The sequence below is a fragment of the Brevibacterium sediminis genome, assembly GCF_013623905.1.
Lineage (GTDB): Bacteria > Actinomycetota > Actinomycetes > Actinomycetales > Brevibacteriaceae > Brevibacterium > Brevibacterium sediminis.
On record NZ_JABKDD010000019.1, the window covers coordinates 15,372 to 36,976 of the forward strand.

At 65.3% G+C, this 21,605-nt stretch carries 18 protein-coding genes; 8 read left to right on the forward strand and 10 right to left on the reverse strand.

Translation table 11 applies throughout. From position 1 onward, the window contains the following. Positions 1–52: 52 nt before the first annotated feature. Together HK108_RS16725 and HK108_RS16730 are read left to right on the forward strand one after the other, a co-directional pair. Entirely contained in the window at positions 53–1,864 is a 1,812-nt protein-coding gene (locus tag HK108_RS16725) for a phospho-sugar mutase (protein ID WP_181272342.1), read from the forward strand. Positions 1,865–1,958: 94 nt separating this feature from the next. Then, on the forward strand, positions 1,959–2,375 hold the full coding sequence (locus HK108_RS16730) for a hypothetical protein (RefSeq protein ID WP_181272343.1): 417 nt from the start codon (positions 1,959–1,961) through the stop codon (positions 2,373–2,375). A gap of 70 nt (positions 2,376–2,445) precedes the next feature. Here HK108_RS16730 and deoC read toward each other — a convergent pair whose 3' ends face one another. The 7 genes from deoC to HK108_RS16765 form a co-directional block, all read right to left on the reverse strand. Continuing rightward, positions 2,446–3,093 (reverse strand): deoxyribose-phosphate aldolase, encoded by a 648-nt coding sequence (deoC, locus tag HK108_RS16735; RefSeq protein WP_166823111.1) that lies wholly within the window; start codon positions 3,091–3,093, stop codon positions 2,446–2,448. A 134-nt stretch (positions 3,094–3,227) separates the two neighbouring features. After that, positions 3,228–4,517, reverse strand: a complete 1,290-nt coding sequence (locus HK108_RS16740; RefSeq protein ID WP_181272344.1) for a thymidine phosphorylase — start codon at positions 4,515–4,517, stop codon at positions 3,228–3,230. Positions 4,518–4,647: 130 nt separating this feature from the next. Beyond that, entirely contained in the window at positions 4,648–5,154 is a 507-nt protein-coding gene (locus HK108_RS16745) for a cytidine deaminase (RefSeq protein ID WP_181272345.1), read from the reverse strand. A gap of 74 nt (positions 5,155–5,228) precedes the next feature. Then, positions 5,229–6,512, reverse strand: a complete 1,284-nt coding sequence (locus tag HK108_RS16750) for an ABC transporter permease (protein ID WP_181272346.1) — start codon at positions 6,510–6,512, stop codon at positions 5,229–5,231. Between the two features lies 1 nt (position 6,513). Beyond that, a complete protein-coding gene (locus tag HK108_RS16755; RefSeq protein ID WP_181272347.1) occupies positions 6,514–7,746 on the reverse strand; it encodes an ABC transporter permease in 1,233 nt (410 codons plus the stop codon). Then, positions 7,743–9,302, reverse strand: coding sequence for an ABC transporter ATP-binding protein (locus HK108_RS16760; RefSeq protein WP_181272348.1), 1,560 nt, complete (start codon positions 9,300–9,302; stop codon positions 7,743–7,745). Before HK108_RS16760 ends, HK108_RS16755 begins: the two co-directional genes overlap by 4 nt. 74 nt (positions 9,303–9,376) lie before the next feature. After that, the gene (locus HK108_RS16765; protein ID WP_229664228.1) at positions 9,377–10,438 is read right to left on the reverse strand and encodes a BMP family lipoprotein; all 1,062 of its coding nucleotides are present in this window, start codon (positions 10,436–10,438) and stop codon (positions 9,377–9,379) included. A 337-nt stretch (positions 10,439–10,775) separates the two neighbouring features. On the opposite strand from HK108_RS16765, the gene HK108_RS16770 reads away from it, so the two are divergent. From HK108_RS16770 to HK108_RS16785, 4 genes are all read left to right on the forward strand, one after another. Continuing rightward, complete coding sequence (locus HK108_RS16770) at positions 10,776–12,632, forward strand: ABC-F family ATP-binding cassette domain-containing protein (RefSeq protein ID WP_181272349.1); 1,857 nt, start codon at positions 10,776–10,778, stop codon at positions 12,630–12,632. After that, the gene (locus tag HK108_RS16775; protein ID WP_229664229.1) at positions 12,633–12,983 is read left to right on the forward strand and encodes a TraR/DksA family transcriptional regulator; all 351 of its coding nucleotides are present in this window, start codon (positions 12,633–12,635) and stop codon (positions 12,981–12,983) included. A gap of 113 nt (positions 12,984–13,096) precedes the next feature. Further along, positions 13,097–14,473, forward strand: coding sequence for an acyltransferase family protein (locus HK108_RS16780; protein ID WP_181272350.1), 1,377 nt, complete (start codon positions 13,097–13,099; stop codon positions 14,471–14,473). 221 nt (positions 14,474–14,694) lie between these two features. Beyond that, the gene (locus tag HK108_RS16785) at positions 14,695–15,744 is read left to right on the forward strand and encodes a homocysteine S-methyltransferase family protein (RefSeq protein ID WP_139908665.1); all 1,050 of its coding nucleotides are present in this window, start codon (positions 14,695–14,697) and stop codon (positions 15,742–15,744) included. A gap of 218 nt (positions 15,745–15,962) precedes the next feature. On the opposite strand, the gene HK108_RS16790 is transcribed toward HK108_RS16785, so the two are convergent. Both HK108_RS16790 and gnd read right to left on the reverse strand, forming a co-directional pair. Beyond that, a complete protein-coding gene (locus HK108_RS16790) occupies positions 15,963–17,105 on the reverse strand; it encodes a pyridoxal-phosphate-dependent aminotransferase family protein (RefSeq protein ID WP_181272351.1) in 1,143 nt (380 codons plus the stop codon). A 151-nt stretch (positions 17,106–17,256) separates the two neighbouring features. Next, a complete protein-coding gene (gnd, locus tag HK108_RS16795) occupies positions 17,257–18,699 on the reverse strand; it encodes an NADP-dependent phosphogluconate dehydrogenase (protein ID WP_181272352.1) in 1,443 nt (480 codons plus the stop codon). Between the two features lie 125 nt (positions 18,700–18,824). On the opposite strand from gnd, the gene HK108_RS16800 reads away from it, so the two are divergent. Next, entirely contained in the window at positions 18,825–19,337 is a 513-nt protein-coding gene (locus HK108_RS16800) for a gluconokinase (protein ID WP_229664230.1), read from the forward strand. A gap of 50 nt (positions 19,338–19,387) precedes the next feature. Further along, a complete protein-coding gene (locus HK108_RS16805) occupies positions 19,388–20,791 on the forward strand; it encodes a GntP family permease (RefSeq protein ID WP_139908669.1) in 1,404 nt (467 codons plus the stop codon). A 38-nt stretch (positions 20,792–20,829) separates the two neighbouring features. Here HK108_RS16805 and HK108_RS16810 read toward each other — a convergent pair whose 3' ends face one another. After that, positions 20,830–21,603 carry a FadR/GntR family transcriptional regulator gene (locus HK108_RS16810; protein WP_229664231.1) on the reverse strand — a complete coding sequence of 258 codons (774 nt, stop codon included), beginning with the start codon at positions 21,601–21,603 and terminating at the stop codon, positions 20,830–20,832. Between the last annotated feature and the right edge of the window lie 2 nt (positions 21,604–21,605).

Genomic DNA, 21,605 nt, shown 5'->3' on the forward strand with positions numbered 1-21,605 from the left:
CCCCACTCCGCGCTCCCCCGCCCCGCCACCGCGAATTCGCAAAGGACCTCATATGACCCGCGTAGCCGACCGCTTCACGAATGGATTCGACGCCGAGGTGGTCCGTGCCTGGATCGCCGACGACCCTGATCCGCAGACGGCCATCTCCTTGGAGCACATCCTCGCCGAGGCCGAGAGCGGCGACGAGGCGGCGGTCGCCGATCTCGAGGACCGGTTCTCCGGTCCCCTCGTCTTCGGCACGGCCGGTCTGCGCGGCGAGATCGCCGCCGGCCCTAACCGGATGAACCGAGCCGTCGTCATCCGTGCCGCCGCCGGACTGGCCGCATTCCTCGCAGACACCGTCGGTGAGGGCTTCCAAGTCGTCATCGGGTGCGATGCCCGGTACAAGTCCGCGGAGTTCGCCGCCGACACTGCCGCCGTCATCACCGCCGCCGGCGGAGTCGCGATTCAGCTGCCCGAGCAGCTGCCGACCCCGCTGCTGGCTTTCGCGCTGTCGCAGCGCGGGGCCGATGCCGGAGTCATGGTCACGGCCAGCCACAACCCACCGGCTGACAACGGCTACAAGGTCTACCTGGGACAGCGTCCGCTGCAGGCGATCGGATCCGAGGCCGACGCCGAAGCGGGTGCCGGAGCGCAGATCGTCAGCCCGGCCGATGCGCTCATCGCCGAAAAGATCTCAGCAGTCGAGTCCGTGACGTCTGTGTCACGTGCGGAGTCCGGGTGGGAACATCTCGACGAGTCGATCGTCGAGGACTATCTGTCGCGCATCGACGATCTGGGTGTCCGGGCGGAGTCGGATCTCTCGATCGTGCTGACCTCGCTGCATGGTGTCGGTGCCGGAGTCGCCGAGGCTGCTCTGACCCGCACCGGGTTCACAAACCTCCACCCGGTGGCCTCCCAGCAGGCACCGGATCCGGACTTCCCGACGGTGTCCTTCCCGAACCCGGAGGAAGCCGGGGCACTCGATGAGTCCTTTGCCCTGGCCCGTGAGGTCGGTGCCGAACTCATCATCGCCAACGATCCGGATGCAGACCGGTTCTCTGCGGCCATCCCCGATGAGTCGGCGGCTATCGGCTACCGTCAGCTCTCCGGCGACGAGGTGGGGCTGCTGTTGGGTGAGGACCTCGCGGGCCGACTCGCAAAAAGCGGTTCAGACGGCGCCGTTTTCGCGAACTCGATCGTGTCCTCCCGGGCTCTCGCGGCTGCGGTTAAGAGCCACGGTTTCGCCGCAGTGAACACACTCACTGGTTTCAAGTGGATATCTCGTGCCAGTCTCGGGCTTGTCTTCGGCTACGAAGAAGCACTCGGCTACTGCGTCGACCCTATGATCGTACGCGACAAGGACGGGATTTCGGCGGCTGTGACGTTCGCGGCACTCGCATCGCGGCTGAAGGCGGCCGGCAGCAGCATCGACGCCGAACTCGATCGCATCCGCAATCGCGACGGATACTTCGCCACCGCTCCGCTGAGTTTCCGTCTCGACGATGTCTCTCTCATCGGCACGGCCATGGCGAAGCTGCGTGAGAACCCTCCGGCCGCTCTTGCCGGCTCCCCGGTCGCCGCGGTCCACGACCTGTCGGCAGGGTATGAGGGGCTGCCGCCGACCGATGGAATCCTGCTCCTCTCGGAGTCGAACTCGCGGGTCATCGTGCGTCCTTCGGGTACCGAGCCGAAACTGAAATGCTATCTTGAGGTCGTCGCCGAACCCTCGGAAATCCAGGCTGCGGCCGAGGCCGATGCACGTGCTGCGGCCAGCGCCGGAGTGCGCCTGCCGACCTCCTCGGCCAGCGCCTCGCTGAAACCGGCCCTAACGGAGCGCCTGAACACGATCACCACCGAGCTCAAAACCTTCTTCGCCCTCTAATTACTACCTCACGGCGGCCCAGCAACCTCGCGCGAGGTTGCTGGGCCGCCGTCACGTAGTATTTAGGGCCCGTAGAAATAAGAAGGAGGTAACGATGGACGTTCCCCACGATCCAGAGGCCGACGCGGTTCTGACCAGCCTGCTGGGATCACTGGGCGAAAGCAGCAGCGTCTTCGGTGCCGGTCGCCTCGGTGCCGAGTGGTCGGCGAAGCGGCTGAAGACCGAAACCCATCACGCCGTCATCGAAGTTCCACCGGATGAGACCGAACGCGTTCTCAATCAGGTGACTCAGCTGGTGTCCGCACACACTCCTGCGACCGACGACCCTGTCGTCACCATCCGCGGTGTCATCGGATCAGGCTTCGCGTCGATGAATCCGACCTACGTCATCGTCGTACTCGACCGGAGAGAGTCGACCCTGGGGATCGCGGCCCATGCAAAAGAGGGCCTCATCAAACAGCGAACGGCGCAGAAGGCCGTCACTAAGATCCGGGAAGCCATCGCCCTCTGACACTCCCAGAACTACCTGACGGCGGCCCAGCAACCTCGCGCGAGGTAGCTGGGCCGCCGTCAGGTAGCAATTAGAGGGAGTTGAGGATTGCGGCACTGCCGGAGAGGCCCAAACGGGACGCGCCGGCAGCGATCATCTCTTCGGCGGCTTCGGCGGTGCGGATTCCGCCGGAGGCCTTCACCCCGAGGCGGTCGCCCACGGTCTCGCGCATGAGAGACACAGCATGAGCGCTGGCGCCTCCGGCCGGGTGGAAACCGGTCGACGTCTTGACGAATCCGGCTCCGGCGGCCTCCGAGCGGCGGCAGGCCTCGACGATCTGCTCGTCGTTGAGCGCAGCCGATTCGATGATGACCTTGACGAGGGCGTCCCCGCTGGCCTCGACGACGCCGCGGATATCGGCCTCGAGTCCGTCGAAGTCCCCGGCGACGGCCTGTCCGATGTTGATGACCATGTCGACTTCGGCAGCACCGTCGGCGACGGCCTGAGCAGCCTCGGCGGCTTTGATCTCCGGCTTCACCTGGCCGGAGGGGAACCCGACGACGGTCGCCACGACGAGCTCACCCGGATCGGTGATCGGCAGCATGGACGGTGACACGCAGATCGCGAGCACGCCCAGCTCCTTCGCCTCCGCCACGAGGGCATCGACGTCGGCGCGGGTCGCTTCGGGCTTGAGCAGGGTGTGGTCGATGATGTTCGCGACATCGGTGCGGCTGGTCATTCGGTCCTCCAGAAGTGGTCGTGCAAGGTTGCGTGGTCGTGCATGGTTGCGCGTGCAGGTGCCGCGCAGAGTCATCAGGTCCAGCGTAGCGAGGCCAGCGGCCGCGCGGCAGTGCTGAGAGTGTGCGATTCGGCTCAGGTGATCGTGTCGAAGACGATCGATTCCGGCACCGAGGCGGCATCCCCGCCGATCTCGACCGCGGACTCCAAAGCCTCGATGGCGCGCTCGAACCGTTCCGGGGTCGCCGTGTGCAGTGTCATGAGCGGCTGACCGGCCGTGACCGTGTCCCCTGGTTTGGCGTGCAGTTCGATTCCGGCCACGTCCTGGACCGGGTCTTCCTTCCGTGCCCGTCCGGCGCCGAGACGCCACGATGCCACCCCGACGCCCAGCGCGTCGAGCTTCGTAAGCACCCCGGAGTCGGTCGCTGTGACGACCTCAGTGTGCTCGGCGACCGGCAGAGCGGCGTCCGGGTCGCCGTGCTGGGCGCGGATCATCTGCTTCCACTTGTCCATGGCCCGACCGTCGGCCAGCGCGGCTCGAACATCGACATCGGTCTTGCCTGCCAGGCGCAGCATCTCCTCCGCCAGAGCCACGGTGAGATCGACGACGTCGGCGGGTCCGCCGCCGGCGAGGACCTCGACGGATTCGCGGACCTCGAGGGCATTGCCGACGGTCAGGCCCAAGGGCGTGGACATATCGGTGAGCAGCGCCGAGGTGTTGACGCCTGCGGCCTTACCGAGTTCGACCATCGTCTGCGCGAGTGTGCGAGCCTTCGCCAGGTCCTTCATGAACGCACCGGAGCCGACCTTGACGTCGAGGACGAGACCGGAGGTGCCCTCGGCGATCTTCTTCGACATGATCGAGGAGGCGATGAGCGGAATGCAGTCGACCGTCGAGGTGATGTCGCGCAGGGCGTAGAGCTTCTTATCGGCCGGCGCCAATCCGGATCCGGCGGCGCAGATGACGGCGCCGACGTCCTCGAGCTGGTCGACGATCGCCTCGTTGCTCAGTCCCGCCAGCCAGCCGGGAATCGATTCGAGCTTGTCCAGGGTGCCTCCGGTGTGGCCGAGGCCGCGGCCGGAGAGCTGTGGGACGGCCACGTCGAAGACGGCGACGAGCGGGGCCAGGGGCAGGGTGATCTTATCGCCGACTCCCCCGGTCGAATGTTTGTCCGAGGTGGGCCGGGACAGGGACGAGAAGTCCATGCGCTCACCGGAGTCGATCATCGCCTGCGTCCAGTGCGCGATCTCAACCGGTGCCATGTCGTTGATGAAGATCGCCATGGCCAGGGCCGCCATCTGCTCTTCGGCGACAGCACCCCGAGTGTAGGCGTCGATGACCCAGTCGATCTGCTCCTTGCTCAGGGCTCGGCCATCTCGCTTCGCGGCGATGACGTCGACGGTGTCGAATGCTTCTACGCTCACGGTCTCAATCCTTCGTTCTCGTCGAAATCTGTGTTGTCGACGATGCGTGCGTTGTCGTCGAAATCTTCGCTGTCATCAATCCCTGCGGGGACATTCCGGGCCACAGCCGCCTCGTCGAGGAACAGGCTCGTCAGTGTTTGGCCTCATGGCCGTCGTGCGCCCCGGCCAGGTGGTCGGGGCCGAAGGCTTCGGGCAGGACCACGGACATCGGGGCGCGTCCGCTGGGCATGTTGATGACGAGGTCGTTGCCCCCGTGTTCGAACAGCAACTGTCGGCATCGCCCGCAGGGAACGAGGGTGTTGCCCTCTCCGTCCACGCAGTCGAAGGCGACGAGGCGGCCCCCGCCGGTCATGAACAGCTCGGAGACCAGCGAGCATTCCGCGCACAGCGTCACCCCGAACGAGGCATTCTCGATATTGCAGCCGCCGACGATGCGACCGTCGTCGACGAGACCGGCGGCTCCGACAGGGTAGTTCGAGTACGGCACATAGGCCTTCGTCATCGCCCGTGTCGCCTCTGCTCGCAGCAGCTCCCAGGTGCCTTCGCTGAGGTCTTCGGGGCTGACCGGGGTGGGTTCCTCGCTCCAGACCGGGTCGGTCGACTCAGGTGCGGAAGCGCGGGGTTCGGGGGCAGTCATGGGGATATCTCTTCCTTCGGGTGGTGACTGTGGGGTGATCGAGGGGAAATGCCGATCCATCGCCGAGGCGGGGCTCACTTCACGTAGGGCACACCTTCCGCGGCCGGCGGGCGGACCCGACCGACGAATCCGGCGACAGCGAAGACGGTGACGATGTAGGGCAGCATGAGCAGCAGCTCGTTGGCCACCGGGGTGCCGATGGACTGCAGAGTGTTGCCGAGGCTCTTGGAGAATCCGAACAGCAGGGCCGCGAACAACGCACCCTTCGGGTTCCACTTGCCCAGGGTCATCGCGGCCAGGGCGATATAGCCCTGTCCTGCCGACATCTCCTTGCCGAACGCCAATCCGGAGCCGACGGTGAAGAAGGCACCGCCGAGGCCTGCGATGGCACCGGCGAGCAGCGTATTGCGCACACGAGTGAAGTTGACCTTGATGCCGACGGTGTCCGCCGCCTTCGGGTGCTCACCGACGGCGCGCATCCGCAGACCCCATTTCGAGCGGAACACGAAGATCTGCAGCGCGATGACGACGACGTACATGATGTAGACGAGGATGTTCTGGTCGAACAGCACCCGTCCGAGCACCGGAATGTCCGAGAGCAGCGGGATCGGCAGGTTCGGCAGCTTCTGGCGGGAGTTCCACAGTCCCGGGTCCTGGGTGAGAACCGTCGAGTAGAGGAAGCTCGTGATGCCGACGACGAGGACGTTGAGGACCACGCCGATGATGATCTGGTTGACCCAGTACTTCACCGCGAAGAAGGTGAGCACCACGGCGACCAGGGCACCGGCGATGGGAGCTGCGAGAAGTCCCGCGTAGGGGTTCTTCACCACCGAGGCGACCACCGCGGCGAGGAACGCACCGGCCAGCAGCTGGCCCTCGATGGCGATGTTGATGATGCCCGAACGTTCTCCCACGAGACCGCACATGGCGCCGAAGATCAGCGGCACGGACAGTGCCAGGGCACCGGCGAGCAGCGTCGTCAGCGGGATGACGCCTCCGGATCCGCCGCCGGCCCAGGCGAGGAAGGAGAGAACGAAGATGACGCCGAAGAGCATCGGGAACCACGAGCCGAGGTCGATGCGCCTGATCGCCACATAGATGGACACGGCGGCCATGATGATGAGCAGGATGCCCAGCGTCAGCCCCGCCGCGGTCGAGGACACGGCGAAGTCGGGGATGGCGAAGAAGTCTCCGCCGGTGGCCACCCGGAAGGTCGTCTCCCCGTCACGGCCGATGAGGCCGAAGAAGATGAGCGAGACGAGGGCGAGGATCGTATAGACGATCGGGAACTTCCAGGCGATAGGCGCAAGCGCCTTGACCTGGGTCGAAGGTGTCTTATCCATGGTCTGAGCAGTCATCTCAGTCCTCCTTCCGCTTGAGCACCGGTGTGGGCAACCGGAAGATCGACCTCACCAGGGGCGGGGCCGCGATGAGCAGCACGATGACGGACTGGACGACGAGGACGATGTCGATCGGCGTACCGGTCTGGGACTGCATGAGGTAGCCGCCGGCCTTGAACGCGCCGAAGAGCAGGCCCGCAAGGAACGTCCCCAGCGGTTTCGACCTTCCCAGCAGGGCGACGGTGATGGCGTCGAAGCCGATCGATCCGCTGATTCCGCCGGTGAGTTTGTATTCGGTGCCGAGCACCTGAGCGGCACCGCCGAGTCCGGCCAGGGCACCGGCGACGATCATGACGAGGATAGTCACCTTCGACACGGAGATGCCTGCGGTCCGGGCCGCGTGCGGGTTCGCGCCGACGGCCTTGAACTCGAAGCCGATCGTCGAACGCTCGAGCAGCCACCACACGAAGATCGTGGCGAGGATGGCGATGACGAACCCGAAGTGGAGACGGAACGGCGGTGGCAGCAGCAGGAACATCTGCGCGGAGTCGTCGATGACGCGGGACTGCGGGTTCGCCGAGGTCGTGTGCGTGAACCAGTTCTGCTTGAGCAGGTAGCCCAGTGCGTAGCCGGCGATCGAGTTGAGCATGATCGTCACGATCACCTCGTTGGCACCGGTGCGTGCCTTGAGGACACCGGCGATTCCGGCCCAGATCGCACCGCCGATGATTCCGCCGATCGCGGCCACGAGCATGTGGACGACGGGAGGCAGCGGCAGCGCGTAGCCGAGGAATCCGGCGATGGTCGCGCCGAGGATGACCTGGCCCTGACCGCCGATGTTGAACAGACCGCAGCGGAAGGCCAAGGCGATGCCGAGACCGGTGAGGATGAGCGAGGTGCCCGAGACCATCGATTCGGTCAGGGGGCGGATGGCGCGTTCGGTGGTGCGTGCGTCCCAGTCGAAGACCGCTCCGCGGAACAGCGCCGAATAGGCGTTGCCGACGGTCTGGAAGAGCGTGGCGAAGAACTCGCCGGGAGCGGCGAAGAAGTTCTCGGCCGCCGCGACGACCTCCGCGTTCGACACGGCGATGAGGACACCGCCGAACAGAAGGGCGAGAACGATCGCCAGCAGCGAGACCAGCCAGGATCCCGACATGATCTGCTGGAGCAGAGTCTGTTCCTTGCCGTCCTCGGTCTCGGACTCCGGCGGCGGTGCCGCGGAAGGAGCCGCCGGTGAGATATCAGTCGTCATTTGGTCTCCTCCGCCGAGGTGGTGGCTGAGTCGTCGTCCGTTGCTTCGAGGGCTTCGTCGGCGGGAACGCCGGCCATCATCAGGCCCAGTGCTTCGCGGGAGGTCTCGGGTCCCACGATGCCGACGATGCGCCCGGCGTACATCACGGCGATTCGGTCGGCGAGGCCGTAGACCTCGTCGAGTTCGGTCGAGACGATGATGCAGGGGGTGCCGGAATCGCGTTCGGCGATGACGCGCTTGTGCACGAATTCGATCGATCCGACGTCGAGTCCGCGGGTGGGCTGGCTGGCGATGAACAGTCGCAGATCGCGGCCGAGCTCGCGGGAGAGCACCACTTTCTGCTGGTTTCCGCCGGAGAGGGTCGAGATCGGGTCGGAGACGCTGCCGAGGCGGATGTCGAACTCCTCGACCTTCTTCTTCGCCTCTTCGCTGATGACCTTCGATCGCATGTTCAGTCCCTTGGCATAGGGCTCACGGTCGTAGACGTCGAGGATCATGTTCTCGCGGATCGCGAATTCCGCGATGATGCCGTCGGTCGACCGGTCTTCGGGAACGAATCCGATACCGGCACCGAGGCGGTCCTTGACCGAATCCCCGACGAGCTTCTTCCCGTCGAGGGTGATCGTGCCCAACCGCGGTTCGGTGAGACCGATGATCGTCTCGGCCAATTCGGTCTGCCCGTTGCCCTGGACACCGGCGACGGCGAGGATCTCGCCGCGACGGACGTCGAAGGACACGTCGTCGACGACGACGTTCTCGGCCTTGTCGACGACGGTGAGTCCGCGCACCTGGAAGGTGGCATCGCCGGGATCGGCGGCATCCTTCTCGGTCGTCAGAGACACGGCACGGCCGACCATCTGGCTGGCCAGCTCGGTCTCGGTCGACTCCGGCGAGGCCTCTCCGACGATCTTTCCGCGGCGGATGACAGTGATCGAATCAGCGATCGCGCGGACCTCACGGAGTTTGTGGGTGATGAAGACGATCGACGTGCCCTGCTCCTTGAGCTGGCGCATGATCGAGATCAGCTCGTCGGTCTCCTGCGGAGTGAGCACAGCCGTGGGCTCGTCGAGGATGAGGATCTCGGCATCCCGGGACAGGGCCTTGATGATCTCCACTCGCTGCTGGGCGCCGACCGGCAGATCCTCGATGAGGGCATCGGGATCGATGTTGAAATTGAAGCGCGAAGAGATCTCCTTGACCTTCTTGCGCGCCTCGCTGATGTCGAGGAGCCCGAGGCTCTTCGTCGGTTCGTAGCCCAGCGCCACGGATTCGGCGACGGTGAACACGGGCACGAGCATGAAATGCTGGTGGACCATGCCGATGCCCGCAGCGACGGCGTCGCCCGGCCCGGAGAACTTCACCGGCTTGTCGTCGATGAGGATCTCTCCCCCATCGGCGTCGTAGAGTCCGTAGAGGACATTCATCATGGTGGATTTGCCGGCGCCGTTCTCACCCAACAGGGCGTGGATCTCGCCCGGTTCGATGGTGAGATCGATGTGGTCGTTGGCCACGAACGATCCGAACACCTTGGTCATCCCGCGAAGCTCGAGTTTCACTGCTTCCGGTTCTCCTCACAAACTTGAAAACTGCAGGGCCGAAAGAACTCGGCCCTGCAGTTTAACCGACGAGCTTACTTCGGTGTGCTCTCAGACTCGACGACCAGGCTGCCGTCGACGATCTGCTTCTTCAGATCCTCGACCTTCTTCTTCACGTCCTCGGGAACCTTGTCTTCGAAGTCGTGGTACGGAGCGAGGCCCACGCCTTCGTTCTCGAGCGTACCGACGTAGGGCTCATTCGAGAACTTGTCCTCCGAGCCTTCCTTGATGGTGTCTTCGACGGCCTGCGAGATCTGCTTGACCACCGAGGTGAGGATGATGTCGCCGTATTCGGTCGACTCGTAGCCGTCGGAGTCGACCCACACGAGGTTGACGTCGCCGGCTTCCTTCGCGGCGGCCGCGGCACCGAGGCCGACGGGTCCGGCCACGGGCATGATCACGTCGGCGCCCTGCGAAATGAGCTGCTTGGTCAGCTCCTGGCCCTGGCCCTGGTTCTCGAAGTCACCGGAGAACGATCCGTCCTGCTTCTTCTTGTTCCAGCCGAGCAGCTTGACGTCTTTCTTGTTGTCCTTATTGAACTTGTCCACGCCGTCGGCGAATCCGTCCATGAAGATCGTCACCGACGGAATCTGGATGCCGCCGAAGGTGCCGACCTTGCCCGACTTCGAAGTCGCGGCCGCAACATAGCCGGCGAGGTACGCGGCCTCGGCGGTGTTGAAGACGACGGCCTTGGCGTTGTCGATCGTCACCGGCTTGCCGTCGGCGTCGGAGAACGTGGAGTCGATGAGTGCGAAGTTGAGGTCGGGGTTCGCTTCTGCGGCTTCCTGGATCGTGTCCTCGAGGAGGAATCCGACACCGAAGGTGAGGTTGCAGCCCTGCTGCACCATGTTGTCGACGTTCGGCTTGAAGTCCGCGTCGCCCTGCGACTCGGCGAGCTTCTCTTCGATGCCGAGGTTCTTCTTCGCGTTCTCCATGCCCTCGCGGCCGGACTGGTTGAAGGACTGGTCGTCCCAACCGCCGGAGTCGGAGACCATGCAGGCCATGTAGTCGGAGCCGGATTCTCCACCTGAGCCGCAAGCCGAGAGGACGAGGGCAGATGCGGCGATCATCGACACCGCTGAAGCGAGCTTCTTCACGTTTTCTCTTTTCTGATACAGACAGCGCACACGGATGAGGGCCCTGTCTGCCCTTACCGAAAATGTGAAACCACTGGACGAACTGTCATATTTTGATGAGTTTCGGTCAGTCTAATGCACTGAGGTCATTTGGAAAGGTCCGTTAGCACCTCAATCGCGGACACCGATATGAAAAAGAAATAATCCGTCATGCGGTGGGGTTATCGGTCCGAAATGCGAACAGAAAACGCCTTGTGTTTGAGACAGAAAGATGCGGCAAACGATGCGGCCGGCGGCCGGCCGGACTGGCCCATCCGGTCAATCGGGCGAACCGCGGTGAACTAGGCTAGAGACTGCTATGGCACATCTCCTCGGGGCAGAAGCCCTCCACCTCGAATACCCCACGCGAGTCGTCTTCGACTCGGTCACTCTCGGCGTCGAGTCCGGCGACATGATCGGCATCGTCGGCCGCAACGGCGACGGCAAGTCGAGCCTGCTCGGCATGCTCGCAGGCACCATCGAACCCGATTCCGGACGCGTGACGTATCGCGGCGGGCTGCGTCTGGGCATGCTCGGCCAGCGCGATGACCTCGATGACGAGGCGACCGTCGGCTTCTCCGTCGTCGGCGATGCCGCCGATCACGAATGGGCCGCCGATCCGCGGGCCCGTGACATCATCTCCGGTCTCATCGCCGATCTCGATTGGGATGCGCAGATCTCCTCGCTCTCCGGCGGTCAGCGCCGCCGAGTGGCCCTGGCGGCTCTGCTCATCGGCGATTGGGACATGCTCATCCTCGACGAGCCGACGAACCACCTCGATGTCGACGGCATCGCGTGGCTGGCGAAGCATATTCGCGGCCGGTGGCCGAAGAATTCCGGAGCCCTGCTGCTGGTCACCCACGACCGGTGGTTCCTCGACGAGGTGTGCACGAAGACCTGGGAGGTCCACGACCGCATTGTCGAGCCTTTCGAAGGCGGTTATGCCGCCTATGTCCTCCAGCGCGTCGAGCGCGATCGGATCGCCGCCGCCACCGAGGCGAAGCGACAGAATCTCATGCGCAAGGAACTCGCATGGCTGCGACGCGGTGCTCCCGCCCGGACGTCGAAGCCGAAGTTCCGCATTGAAGCCGCCAACCAGCTCATCGCCGATGTGCCGGAGGTGCGCAATCCGATCGAGCTGAAGAAGATGGCCACGGCCCGCCTGGGCAAGGACGTCGTCGATCTGCTCGACGTGTCCAAGCACTTCGCCGAGACCACGATTCTGGAGGATGTCACGTGGCGCATCGGTCCCGGTGAGCGCACCGGGATCCTCGGTCCGAATGGTGCTGGGAAGTCGACTCTGCTCGGTCTGGTCTCGGGAGAGATCGAACCCGATGCGGGTCGGGTCAAGCGCGGCAAGACCGTGCAGATCGGTGTGCTCGATCAGCAGTTCAGGGATCTGGCCCGCATCGCCGAATCCCGTGTGCGCGAGGTTCTCGCCGAGTCGAAGACCTCGTTCAACATCGAAGGCAAGGACTTCACTCCGGCCCAGCTGCTCGAACGGCTCGGCTTCGCGAAGGAGCATCTGTCCGCCAGGGTCAAGGAGCTCTCCGGCGGGCAGAAGCGCCGACTCCAGCTTCTGCTGCTGCTCATGGCCGAACCCAATGTCATCATCCTCGACGAGCCGACGAACGACGTCGACTCGGACATGCTCGCGGCGATGGAGGATCTCCTCGATTCCTGGCCGGGCACCCTCATCGTCGTCTCCCACGACCGGTACCTGTTGGAGCGGGTCACCGATCAGCAGTACGCGATCCTCGACAACGGTCTGCGCCATGTGCCCGGCGGTGTCGAAGAGTACTTGCGGCTGCGAGCCGAACAGGAACCTCGCGGCGCTGCCGGTTCGAACAGGGCTTCCGGCGGTTCGAACGGGGCCTCAGCGGGAACCGACGGAAACGGTGACGGTGGGGCCGCCTCGGCGAGCGGAGGATCCGCATCGGTTCCGAAGCTGTCCGGCGCGGAAGCCCGGGCGGCGAAGAAGGAACTGTCGTCGATCGAGCGGCGGATGGAAAAGCTGAACACTCAGATCGCGAAGAAGCACGAGGAGATGGCCGCCCACGACCAGACCGATTTCGAGGGACTGGCCAAGCTCACGGCCGCGATCCGCGAGTCTCAGGACGAACTCGACGAACTCGAGCTGCGCTGGCTCGAAGCGTCCGAAGCTCTCGAGGCCTGAGTGGTCGACGAAGCGACGATGCGAGACCTGCTCGAGGCGGAACGAGCGGAGACGCAGGCGCTCATCGACCGCCTGACTCAGGGAATCGATGAGGTCTCGGCCGCTCGTGAGGGCGACAACAGCGACGACGAGCACGATCCGGAAGGGGCGACGCTCGCCTTCGAACGGTCGCAGGCCGCGACCTTGCTCGAACAGTCCGAGAATCGCCTCGAGGAGATCGCCGAGGCGGTCGACCGCCTGAACGCGGGCACGTTCGGGACCTGCATCGACTGCGGCAGACCCATCGCCGAGGCGCGGCTGGAGGCCCGCCCCTACGCGGCCAAATGCGTGAACTGCGCCGCCCGCGGCTAGTCGTTTCCATTCCCGTTCGCACGCACGAGTGCACCGTCGCACGCGACCGGGCGACCGCCTCGGCGACGGTCTGAACTTTCCCCAAAGCCTGCCGGGTGCGGTAGTGTATCGGCGTGTCATCACGGGACTATCGCATCGACCGCGCCAAGGGAATACTCATCTTCCTGGTGGTTCTGGGCCACCTCCTCGCCAGGACCTCCCCATGGGAGTCGCCGATCCTGGGCGCACCGATGTACTTCATCTACATGTTCCACATGCCGGCGTTCGTCTTCCTTGCCGGCATCACGGCGAAGTCGAACAAACTGGCCGAACGGGTTCTGACCTACTTCGTCCTCCTCGCCACGGTGCTGCCGCTCATGTGGGGGTGGATGTGGCTCTTCGGGCTCAATCCCGACTACGACTTCCTCCGACCGTTCTGGTACACGTGGTTCCTGCTGTCGATGGCGTGGTGGATGATCACGGTCCCCTTCATCGAGCGATTCCCGCGCACGATGCTCGTCGCTTCTCTGGTCGTCGGGCTCTTCGGCGGATTGCTGCCGGTCCTCGACACCGAACTCTCCGCGGCTCGGACGATGGCGTTCTGGCCGTTCTTCGTCATCGGCAAGCTCTACGGCAAGCAGATCATCGACTGGGCGGGCAGCCTCGCGATCTGGCAGAAACTCTGTCTCAGTGCCGCTGCCCTCGCGGCCGTCGGATATTTCTTCCTCGACCAGGTCGACTACAACTGGCTCTACGGCAGCCTCAACTTCGCCCACTTCGACGTCAGCGTTCCCGAAGGCGTGGGACTGCGACTCATCGTCGACATCGGAGCGGTGCTGCTGACGCTGGCCCTTCTGTCCTGGTTGAGCAATACCAAGGACACGATCGCGACGATCGGCAAGAACAGCCTCGCCGTCTACATCCTCCACGGATTCGTCGTCCGCGCCCTGCAGCCGGTCCTCGACGACAGCCGCAACGTCCTCCACGACGCCGTCGTCCTGCTCATCTGTGTGGCCCTGGCCGTCGTCTGGACGGGCTTGCTCGCCTGGTCGCCCTTCGAACGCGCCCTGCGCTGGTGGTCCTCGACCGTCACCGGCCTGCTGCTCAAACCGTTCCCCTTCCTCCGGCCGGAGGCCTCCGACCGTCGCAGCGGGCGAGGTCGCGGAGAGCGAGGTCGTCGTGGAGATGCCGTCAGTCCCGGCGACACCTATCACCCCGGCGACACCTACAGCGAGGGCGACGGACCGGACCGGCAGGGACTCGGCCTGCAGCCCATGCCCGGAGTCGGCTACCAGCACTCCCCCGGCTACGAACAGCACCCGGGTCAGCAGCAGTCCTTCGCCTCCCCCGCGCCGGTTGCGGGCGAGCCGTATCCGCTGCCGGGTTCGCACGAGGTTCCGCAGAACAACGCCACCTACGAAACCACCCAGGAAGTTCCCGCCGGCGCCGCCCAGCGAGCAGTGCGCTACCGTCGGCTGCCGGTCTATCTCAGCGGCGACGAGCACCGCTGACGATCGGACCGCCTCGGCGGTCACTGTCCTTACCGGGCCGCAGCGGAACCCTGCGATGCAGGCTGACGATCGGGCCGCCTCGGCGTGGGCCGTGTCCTTTCGTGGCAATCAGCGTCGATTTATGTCGATGTGACGGACCTCGCTGCGCCATTTGATGGTGAGATACCCAGGGTCGGGCCGCTCCCCCGGGCTCGACCACATCATCGAATCGGAGAGCATCCATGACCGCGACCAACGCCCTGACCCAACGCCTCGACGCCGGCCCCGTGATCTGCGCGGAAGGCTTTTTGTTCGAGCTCGAGAAGCGCGGATATCTGTCCGCCGGCGAGTTCGTCCCCGAGGTGGCCCTCGAGTTCCCCGACGCCCTGCGCTCCCTCCACGTCGACTTCCAGCGGGCCGGCTCCGACATCGTCGAGGCCTTCACCTACAACGGGCACCGCGAGAAGATGCGCGTTATCGGCAAGGAAGATCTGCTCGAACCGCTCAACCGCGCCGCCCTCCAGATCGCCCGGTCGGTAGCCGACGCCAAGCCCGGGAACTTCATGGCCGGCAACATTTCGAACTCGAACATCTGGGACCCCGCCGACGAGTCCAAGCAGTCCGAGGTGCGAGCCATGTTCGCCGAAATGGTCGCCTGGGCGGTCGAGGAAGGTGCCGACCTCATCATCGGCGAGACCTTCTACTTCGCTGGTGAGGCCATCGCCGCCGCCGAGATCGCCAAGGCCAGCGGACTGCCCGTCGTCCTCACCCTCGCCCCGATGGCCTTCCAGGAGATGGCCGACGGGGTCGGGATCGTCGAGACCGCGCAGCGGCTCGAACAGCTCGGCGTCGACGTCGTCGGCCTCAACTGCTTCCGCGGTCCCGCGACCATGTTGCCGTGGCTGGGGGAGATCCGCGCGGCCGTGTCCTGTCACGTCGGCGCCCTGCCGATCCCCTACCGCACCACTGAGGAGGAGCCGACGTTCTTCAACCTCTCCGACCCCCGCGCCGAGGTGGCCTCCCCGCACGGACGCACGTTCCCCACCGCTCTTGATCCCCTGCAGACCAACCGCTACGAGATCGGCGCGTTCGCCAAGGAAGCCTACGACCTGGGCGTCAACTACATCGGAGTGTGCTGCGGCGCGACCCCGATGCACATCCGCGAGGTCGCCGAGGCGGTCGGACTGACCACCGATGCGAGCCGCTTCTCCGAGAACATGGCCAACCACTTCATGTACGGCAGCAACGAACGGCTCGCCGACAACGTCGTGGCCCTCGGAGACACTGCCTGAGGCTCGGGAGAATCGCTCACAGCTAGGCGAACGAGCGTTCTGAGCACCCCTCACTGTCAGGGCCACCACATACAGTCAGCGCCATAACCCCTCGTTGCAACGGGAGGTTATGGCGCTGACTGTATGTGCTCCGACTACCGGTAGGCAGTGGCATTGGCGGTGCGTGATGCTTCCCGGCGTTCTGCCTGTAGGCAGTGCCGGTTACGGCGCGTGTGTGCTCAGGCTTCTGCGGTCACGCCGATCGAGTCGAGAGCGGCCTCGAGCCGCGCGATCGTGCCGTCGATGTCGCCGAGCTTGTCGAGACCGAACAGGCCGATGCGGAAACTCGAGAAGTCCTCGGGCTCATCGCACTGCAGCGGCACGCCGGCAGCGATCTGCACACCGACTTCTTTGAAGCTGGCACCGGTCGCGAGCTTCGGATTGTCGGTGTGGACGACGACCACGCTCGGCGAGGCGAACTCGTCCGAAGCCACCGAGGGCAGTCCGCGTTCGGCGAAGACCGCGCGCACGCGCTGTCCGAGTTCGGCCTGCGCGGCGGCGAGCTTATCGAAGCCGCGCTCCTCGCTTTCGACCATGAGCTTGGCATTGTGCGCCAGAGCATCGGTGGGCATCGTCGCATGGTAGGGCGCACGGCCTTCTTCGTATTCGTCGGCGATGAACAGCCACTTCTTCAGGTCCATCGCGAAGCTCGTCGAGGTGGACGCCTCCACGGCAGCGCGGCCGGCCTTGCTGAGCATGACGTAGCCGGCGCACGGCGATCCGCTCCACCCCTTCTGCGGAGCGGAGATGAGCACATCGACCCCGAGATCGGTCATCGATGCCCACACCGCGCCCGAGGCGATGCAGTCGAGAACGAAGATTCCGCCGACCGAGTGCACGGCCTCGGAAACCTGGCGGACGTAGTCATCGGGCAGGAGCATCCCCGAGGCGGTCTCGACGTGGGGAGCGAACACGACAGCGGGCTTCTCGCGCTCGATGGCGGCGACCACCTCGGCGACGGGGGCCGGCGACCACGGCGACTGGTGCTCGGCACTGTCCGCGGAGGCCTTGAGCACGGTCGTCTCCGAGGCGATGGCTCCGGCGTCGAGGATCTGCGACCAGCGGAAGGAGAACAGACCGTTGCGCACGATCAGCGCCTTCTTGCCGGTGGCGACCTGACGGGCAACGGATTCCATGGCGTAACTGCCGCCGCCGGGGACGATGGCAGCGGAATCGGCGTCGTAGGCCGAGCGCAGGATCCGGTTGATCTCCTGCATCACGGACACGAACCGCTGCGACATGTGGTTGAGCGATCGGTCGGTGAAGACCACCGAGTATTCGAGCAGTCCGTCCGGGTCAACATCTTCGTGTGGCAAAGTCATGGCTCTAACATATCGACAGTCCGCCATCCGGGCCACCGGAGTCGATCAGTGAGACCGCAGCGACCCTCGCCGAGGCGGCCGAACGTCAGTTTCACCCCGCACCGAGGCGGCCCCGTCGTTCCGGTCGACCATCACCGAGGCGGCCCGACGATCAGACTTCGACTTCGCCCCGATCCCCCGACCACAGGGTATGGAAAGTCCCGGGACGGTCGGTGCGTGCGTAGGTGTGCGAACCGAAGCGATCGCGTTGGGCTTGGATGAGGGCGGCACTGCCCGCCTCGGTGCGCAGTCCGTCGAAGTAGGCCAGCGTCGAGGACAGTCCAGGCACGGCGATTCCGTGACCGATGGCCTCGACCACGGTCGTCCGCAGGGATTCCTGGCAGCGGTCGGCGACCTCGCGGACGAAGTCGGCGGCCAGCAGGTTCTCGGGCGGAGTCGGTACGTCGAAGGCCTCGACGATTCGATCGAGCAGGCGGGCCCTGATGATGCACCCGGCCCGCCAGATTCCGGCGAGCGCCCCGAGGTCGATGTCCCATCCGTGTTCGGCTGCCCCGACCGCGATCTCGTGGAAGCCCTGGACGTAGGCCATCACCTTGCCCAGCAGCAGGGCCTCGCCGATCTCCTCGATGCGAGCCGCACGCTCGTCCGGAGACAACGACGACGATTCAGCGACGGGACGGGGACCGGCCAAGCGGAGTCCCTGAGCGCGCAGATCGACCGCGGATGACAGCGAACGGGAGAAGACCGCCTCGGCGATGGTGGGCACCGAAACCCCGAGATCGAGTCCGACCTGCGCCGTCCACGCACCCGTGCCCTTGGCCTTCGCGGCGTCGGCGACGATGTCGACGAACGGCCGGCCCGTCGCCTCATCGACGTGGTCGAGGACGTCGGCGGTGATCTCGATGAGGTAGGACTCGAGCTCTCCGGTGTTCCAGTCGGCGAAGACTTCTGCGATCTCGGGCGGTGTCATGCCCAGGCCGTCGCGCAGGAGGGTGAAGGCCTCGCTGATGAGCTGCATATCGGCGTATTCGATGCCGTTGTGGACCATCTTGACGAAGTGCCCGGCCCCGTCGGTGCCGATGTGATCGACGCAGACCTCGTCTCCGACTTTCGCAGCAATGGGGTCGAGCAGGGGACGCAGGCGCTGCCATGCGGTCTCCGATCCGCCGACCATGAGGGAGGGTCCGAGCAGGGCGCCGACCTCTCCCCCGGAGATGCCGACCCCGGCAAACTCGATGCCGGTGCCCTCGAGTCGGGTCCCGCGGGCGATCGTGTCCCGGAAGTGGGAGTTGCCGCCGTCGACGATGATGTCTCCGGGGGCGAACGCCTCGGCGAGATCGCCGATCGCCGCATCCGTGGCGCCTCCGGCATTGACCATGAGGATCGCCACTCGTGGTTGGTTGAGCTTCCCGGCCAGGTCGGTCGGGTCGGCGGCGACGAGGAAGTCCGCCTCCGGGAAGTCCTGCGCCAGGTTCTGGGCGCGCTCGACGTCGCGGTCGTAGACGGCCACTCGGCGGCCCGACTCACGGGCGAGGTTGCGGGCGAGATTCGACCCCATCACGCCGGTTCCGATCACCGCGACATCGGCCTTCATGAGCATCCTTCTTCCCTGTGATCAGCAGTGTTGACAGTCGCTTCCCACCAGCACTACGGTGCAATAAATCTGTTTTAATAACTGATTATAGATATTTCTTCATATTTTATCGAGAGGTTTCGGTTATGGGTCACAGCCCTTTCCTTCCACCGCTCGTCATCATGGGTGTCTCGGGAACCGGCAAAACCGTCCTCGGCGCGCAGGTGGCGCACGCCCTCGACCGTCGATTCGTCGACGCCGACGATCTGCACTCCGCGGCGAACAAAGCGAAGATGAGTTCCGGGGTGCCGCTCACGGATGAGGATCGCTCCCCCTGGCTCAACAGCGTCGCCGTCGAGGCCGCCCGCACCCCGGCCCCGGTCATCGCGTGCTCCGCGCTCAAGCGCACCTACCGTGACCTGCTGCGCAGGTCGGCACCCTCACTCGTCTTCATCCACCTCGACGGTCCTCGCGAGGTCATCGCCGACCATCTGGCCCGCCGCGACCACGAGTTCATGTCTCCCGATCTGCTCGATTCGCAGCTGGCCACCCTCGAACCGCTCGCTGCCGAGGAAGCTCACGCCACCGTCGACGTCGACCGGTCGATTCCCGAGGTTCTGAATGCGATCCTCGAATCCGTAAAGCGGCTGAACGCATGATCTTCCCGTCCACCGTCCGCCCATCCATCTGACCTCAAGGAAGAGGAACAATGACCGAACTCGAATTGGCCTGGACCCTGCCGACTCCGGCCCTGCTGGGAATCGCAGCCGCGGCGATCGCCGTGCTGCTCCTGCTCATCATCAAGGCACGCGTCCACGCCTTCATCGCCCTCGTCATCGTCTCAGTGATCACAGCACTGGCCGCCGGCATCATGCCCGGCGACCTCATCGACGTCCTCTACGACGGCTTCGGATCCACCCTGGCCAGTGTGGCTCTGCTCGTCGGACTCGGTGCGATGCTCGGGCGGATGCTCGAACTCTCCGGCGGCGCCGAGGTGCTCACCGACGCCCTCATCCGCCTCTTCGGTGAGAAGCGCGCACCCTTCGCCCTCGGCGTGACCTCGCTGCTCTTCGGCTTCCCGATCTTCTTCGACGCCGGCCTCGTCGTCATGCTGCCGATCATCTTCACGATCGCGCGCCGCCTCGGCGGGTCTCTGCTGCTCTACGCGATGCCTGCGGCCATGGCATTCTCCGCCATGCACATCTTCGTACCCCCGCACCCCGGCCCTGTCGCAGCCTCCGGACTGCTCGGCGCGAACGTCGGCCTCGTCCTCATCTGCGGAATCATCATCGCCATCCCCTCCTGGTACCTCACCGGGTATCTGTTCGGGCTCATCATCGGCAAACGCATCGACGTCCCGGTCCCGACGGTCCTTTCGGCCGGGAAGGACGACAACTTCAAAGATTTCGCCTCGCGCCCGAAGCTCGGCCACGTCATCTTCCTCCTCGTCCTGCCTCTCGTGCTCATCTTCCTCAACACCGGGCTGAACTTCGCCGGTGAAGCAGGGTGGGTCGATATCGAATCGGTGGGCATCAGCTCCCTGCGACTGCTCGGAGAGACGCCGATCGCCCTGCTCATCACCGTCGTCATCGCCATGTGGCTGCTCGGCTGGAAGCAGAAGAAGGACCAGTCGCTCATCGAGACCGTCGTCGACTCCGCGCTCGGCCCGGTGTGCTCGATCATCCTCATCACCGGTGCCGGCGGCATGTTCGGCGGAGTGCTGCGTGCCAGCGGCATCGGCGATTCCCTGGCCGATTCGCTGGCTGCCCTCGGCCTGCCCGTCATCGTCGCCGGCTTCGTCATCGCCGCGATCGTGCGTATCGCACAGGGTTCGGCGACGGTGGCGCTGACGACCGCGGCGGCACTGGTCCAGCCGATCGTCGTCGGCAATCCGGACTTCTCGAGCCTGCAGGTCGTGGCGATCGTGCTGTCGCTGGCCGCCGGTTCGGTCTTCGCCAGCCACGTCAACGACTCCGGCTTCTGGCTGGTGTCCCGCTTCTTCGGGATGGATACGAAGACGACGCTGAAGACCTGGACCGTCGCCGAGACGCTGCTCGGCACCGTCGGATTCCTGCTCAGCCTCGCCCTCTACGGAGTCGTCAGCCTGTTCTGAGGCCGGTGCTCAGCCGCCCGGGCGCCTCGGCACCTTCGTCAATTGCTGGGGTGCCGGGGTTCGTCGGCCCAGACGCTGCCCATCTCCGCATCGGCTTTGGCCACGATCTTCGCCATCGCGTCCTTCGCCCGGGCCGGGTCCTGCCCGCCGATGGCATCGGCGACGTCGAAGTGCCATTGCAGGGCATCCGGGTGCGGAAACTTCGGCATCAGTCCCGCTCCGGTGCGGCCGGCGAGGATCTCGCCGATGACGGTGTCGAAGGCGGCGAAGAGCTCGTTGCCTCCGGCGCCGAGCACTGCCCGGTGGAATTCCACATCGGCTTCGAGGAACGCCTCGACATCGCCCTGCCTGCCCGAGGCTCGCATCCGAGCGGCCAGACCCATGATCTCCTCGGCGGCTTCTGCAGGGGCATACTGTGCGGCCAGTCCGGCCGCTTCGGGTTCGATGGCCACTCGCAGTTCCGTCAACGACCGCAGCTGCCGCGCCGGCGCCTCGGTCATCCTCCAGCGGATGACGAGCGGGTCGAGCAGCATCCATTCGCTCATCGCGAGCACGACGAGGCCGACCCGACGGATCGGCTGCAGCATGCCCAATGATTCGAGGACTCGGACGACTTCGCGCACCACCGACAGCGACACATCGTAGCGGGCACGCAGATCTTCGGCCTTGATGATCGTCCCGGCGGCCAGCCGCCCGGAGACGATGTCCTGTCCGACCTGATCGCGCAGCGTTTCATGGAGGTTGCCGCGATTCTCCAGGCTCGATTTCGGACTGTCGGCCGCCTCGGCGGGGATCTGGTTCTCCTCCCCCACGG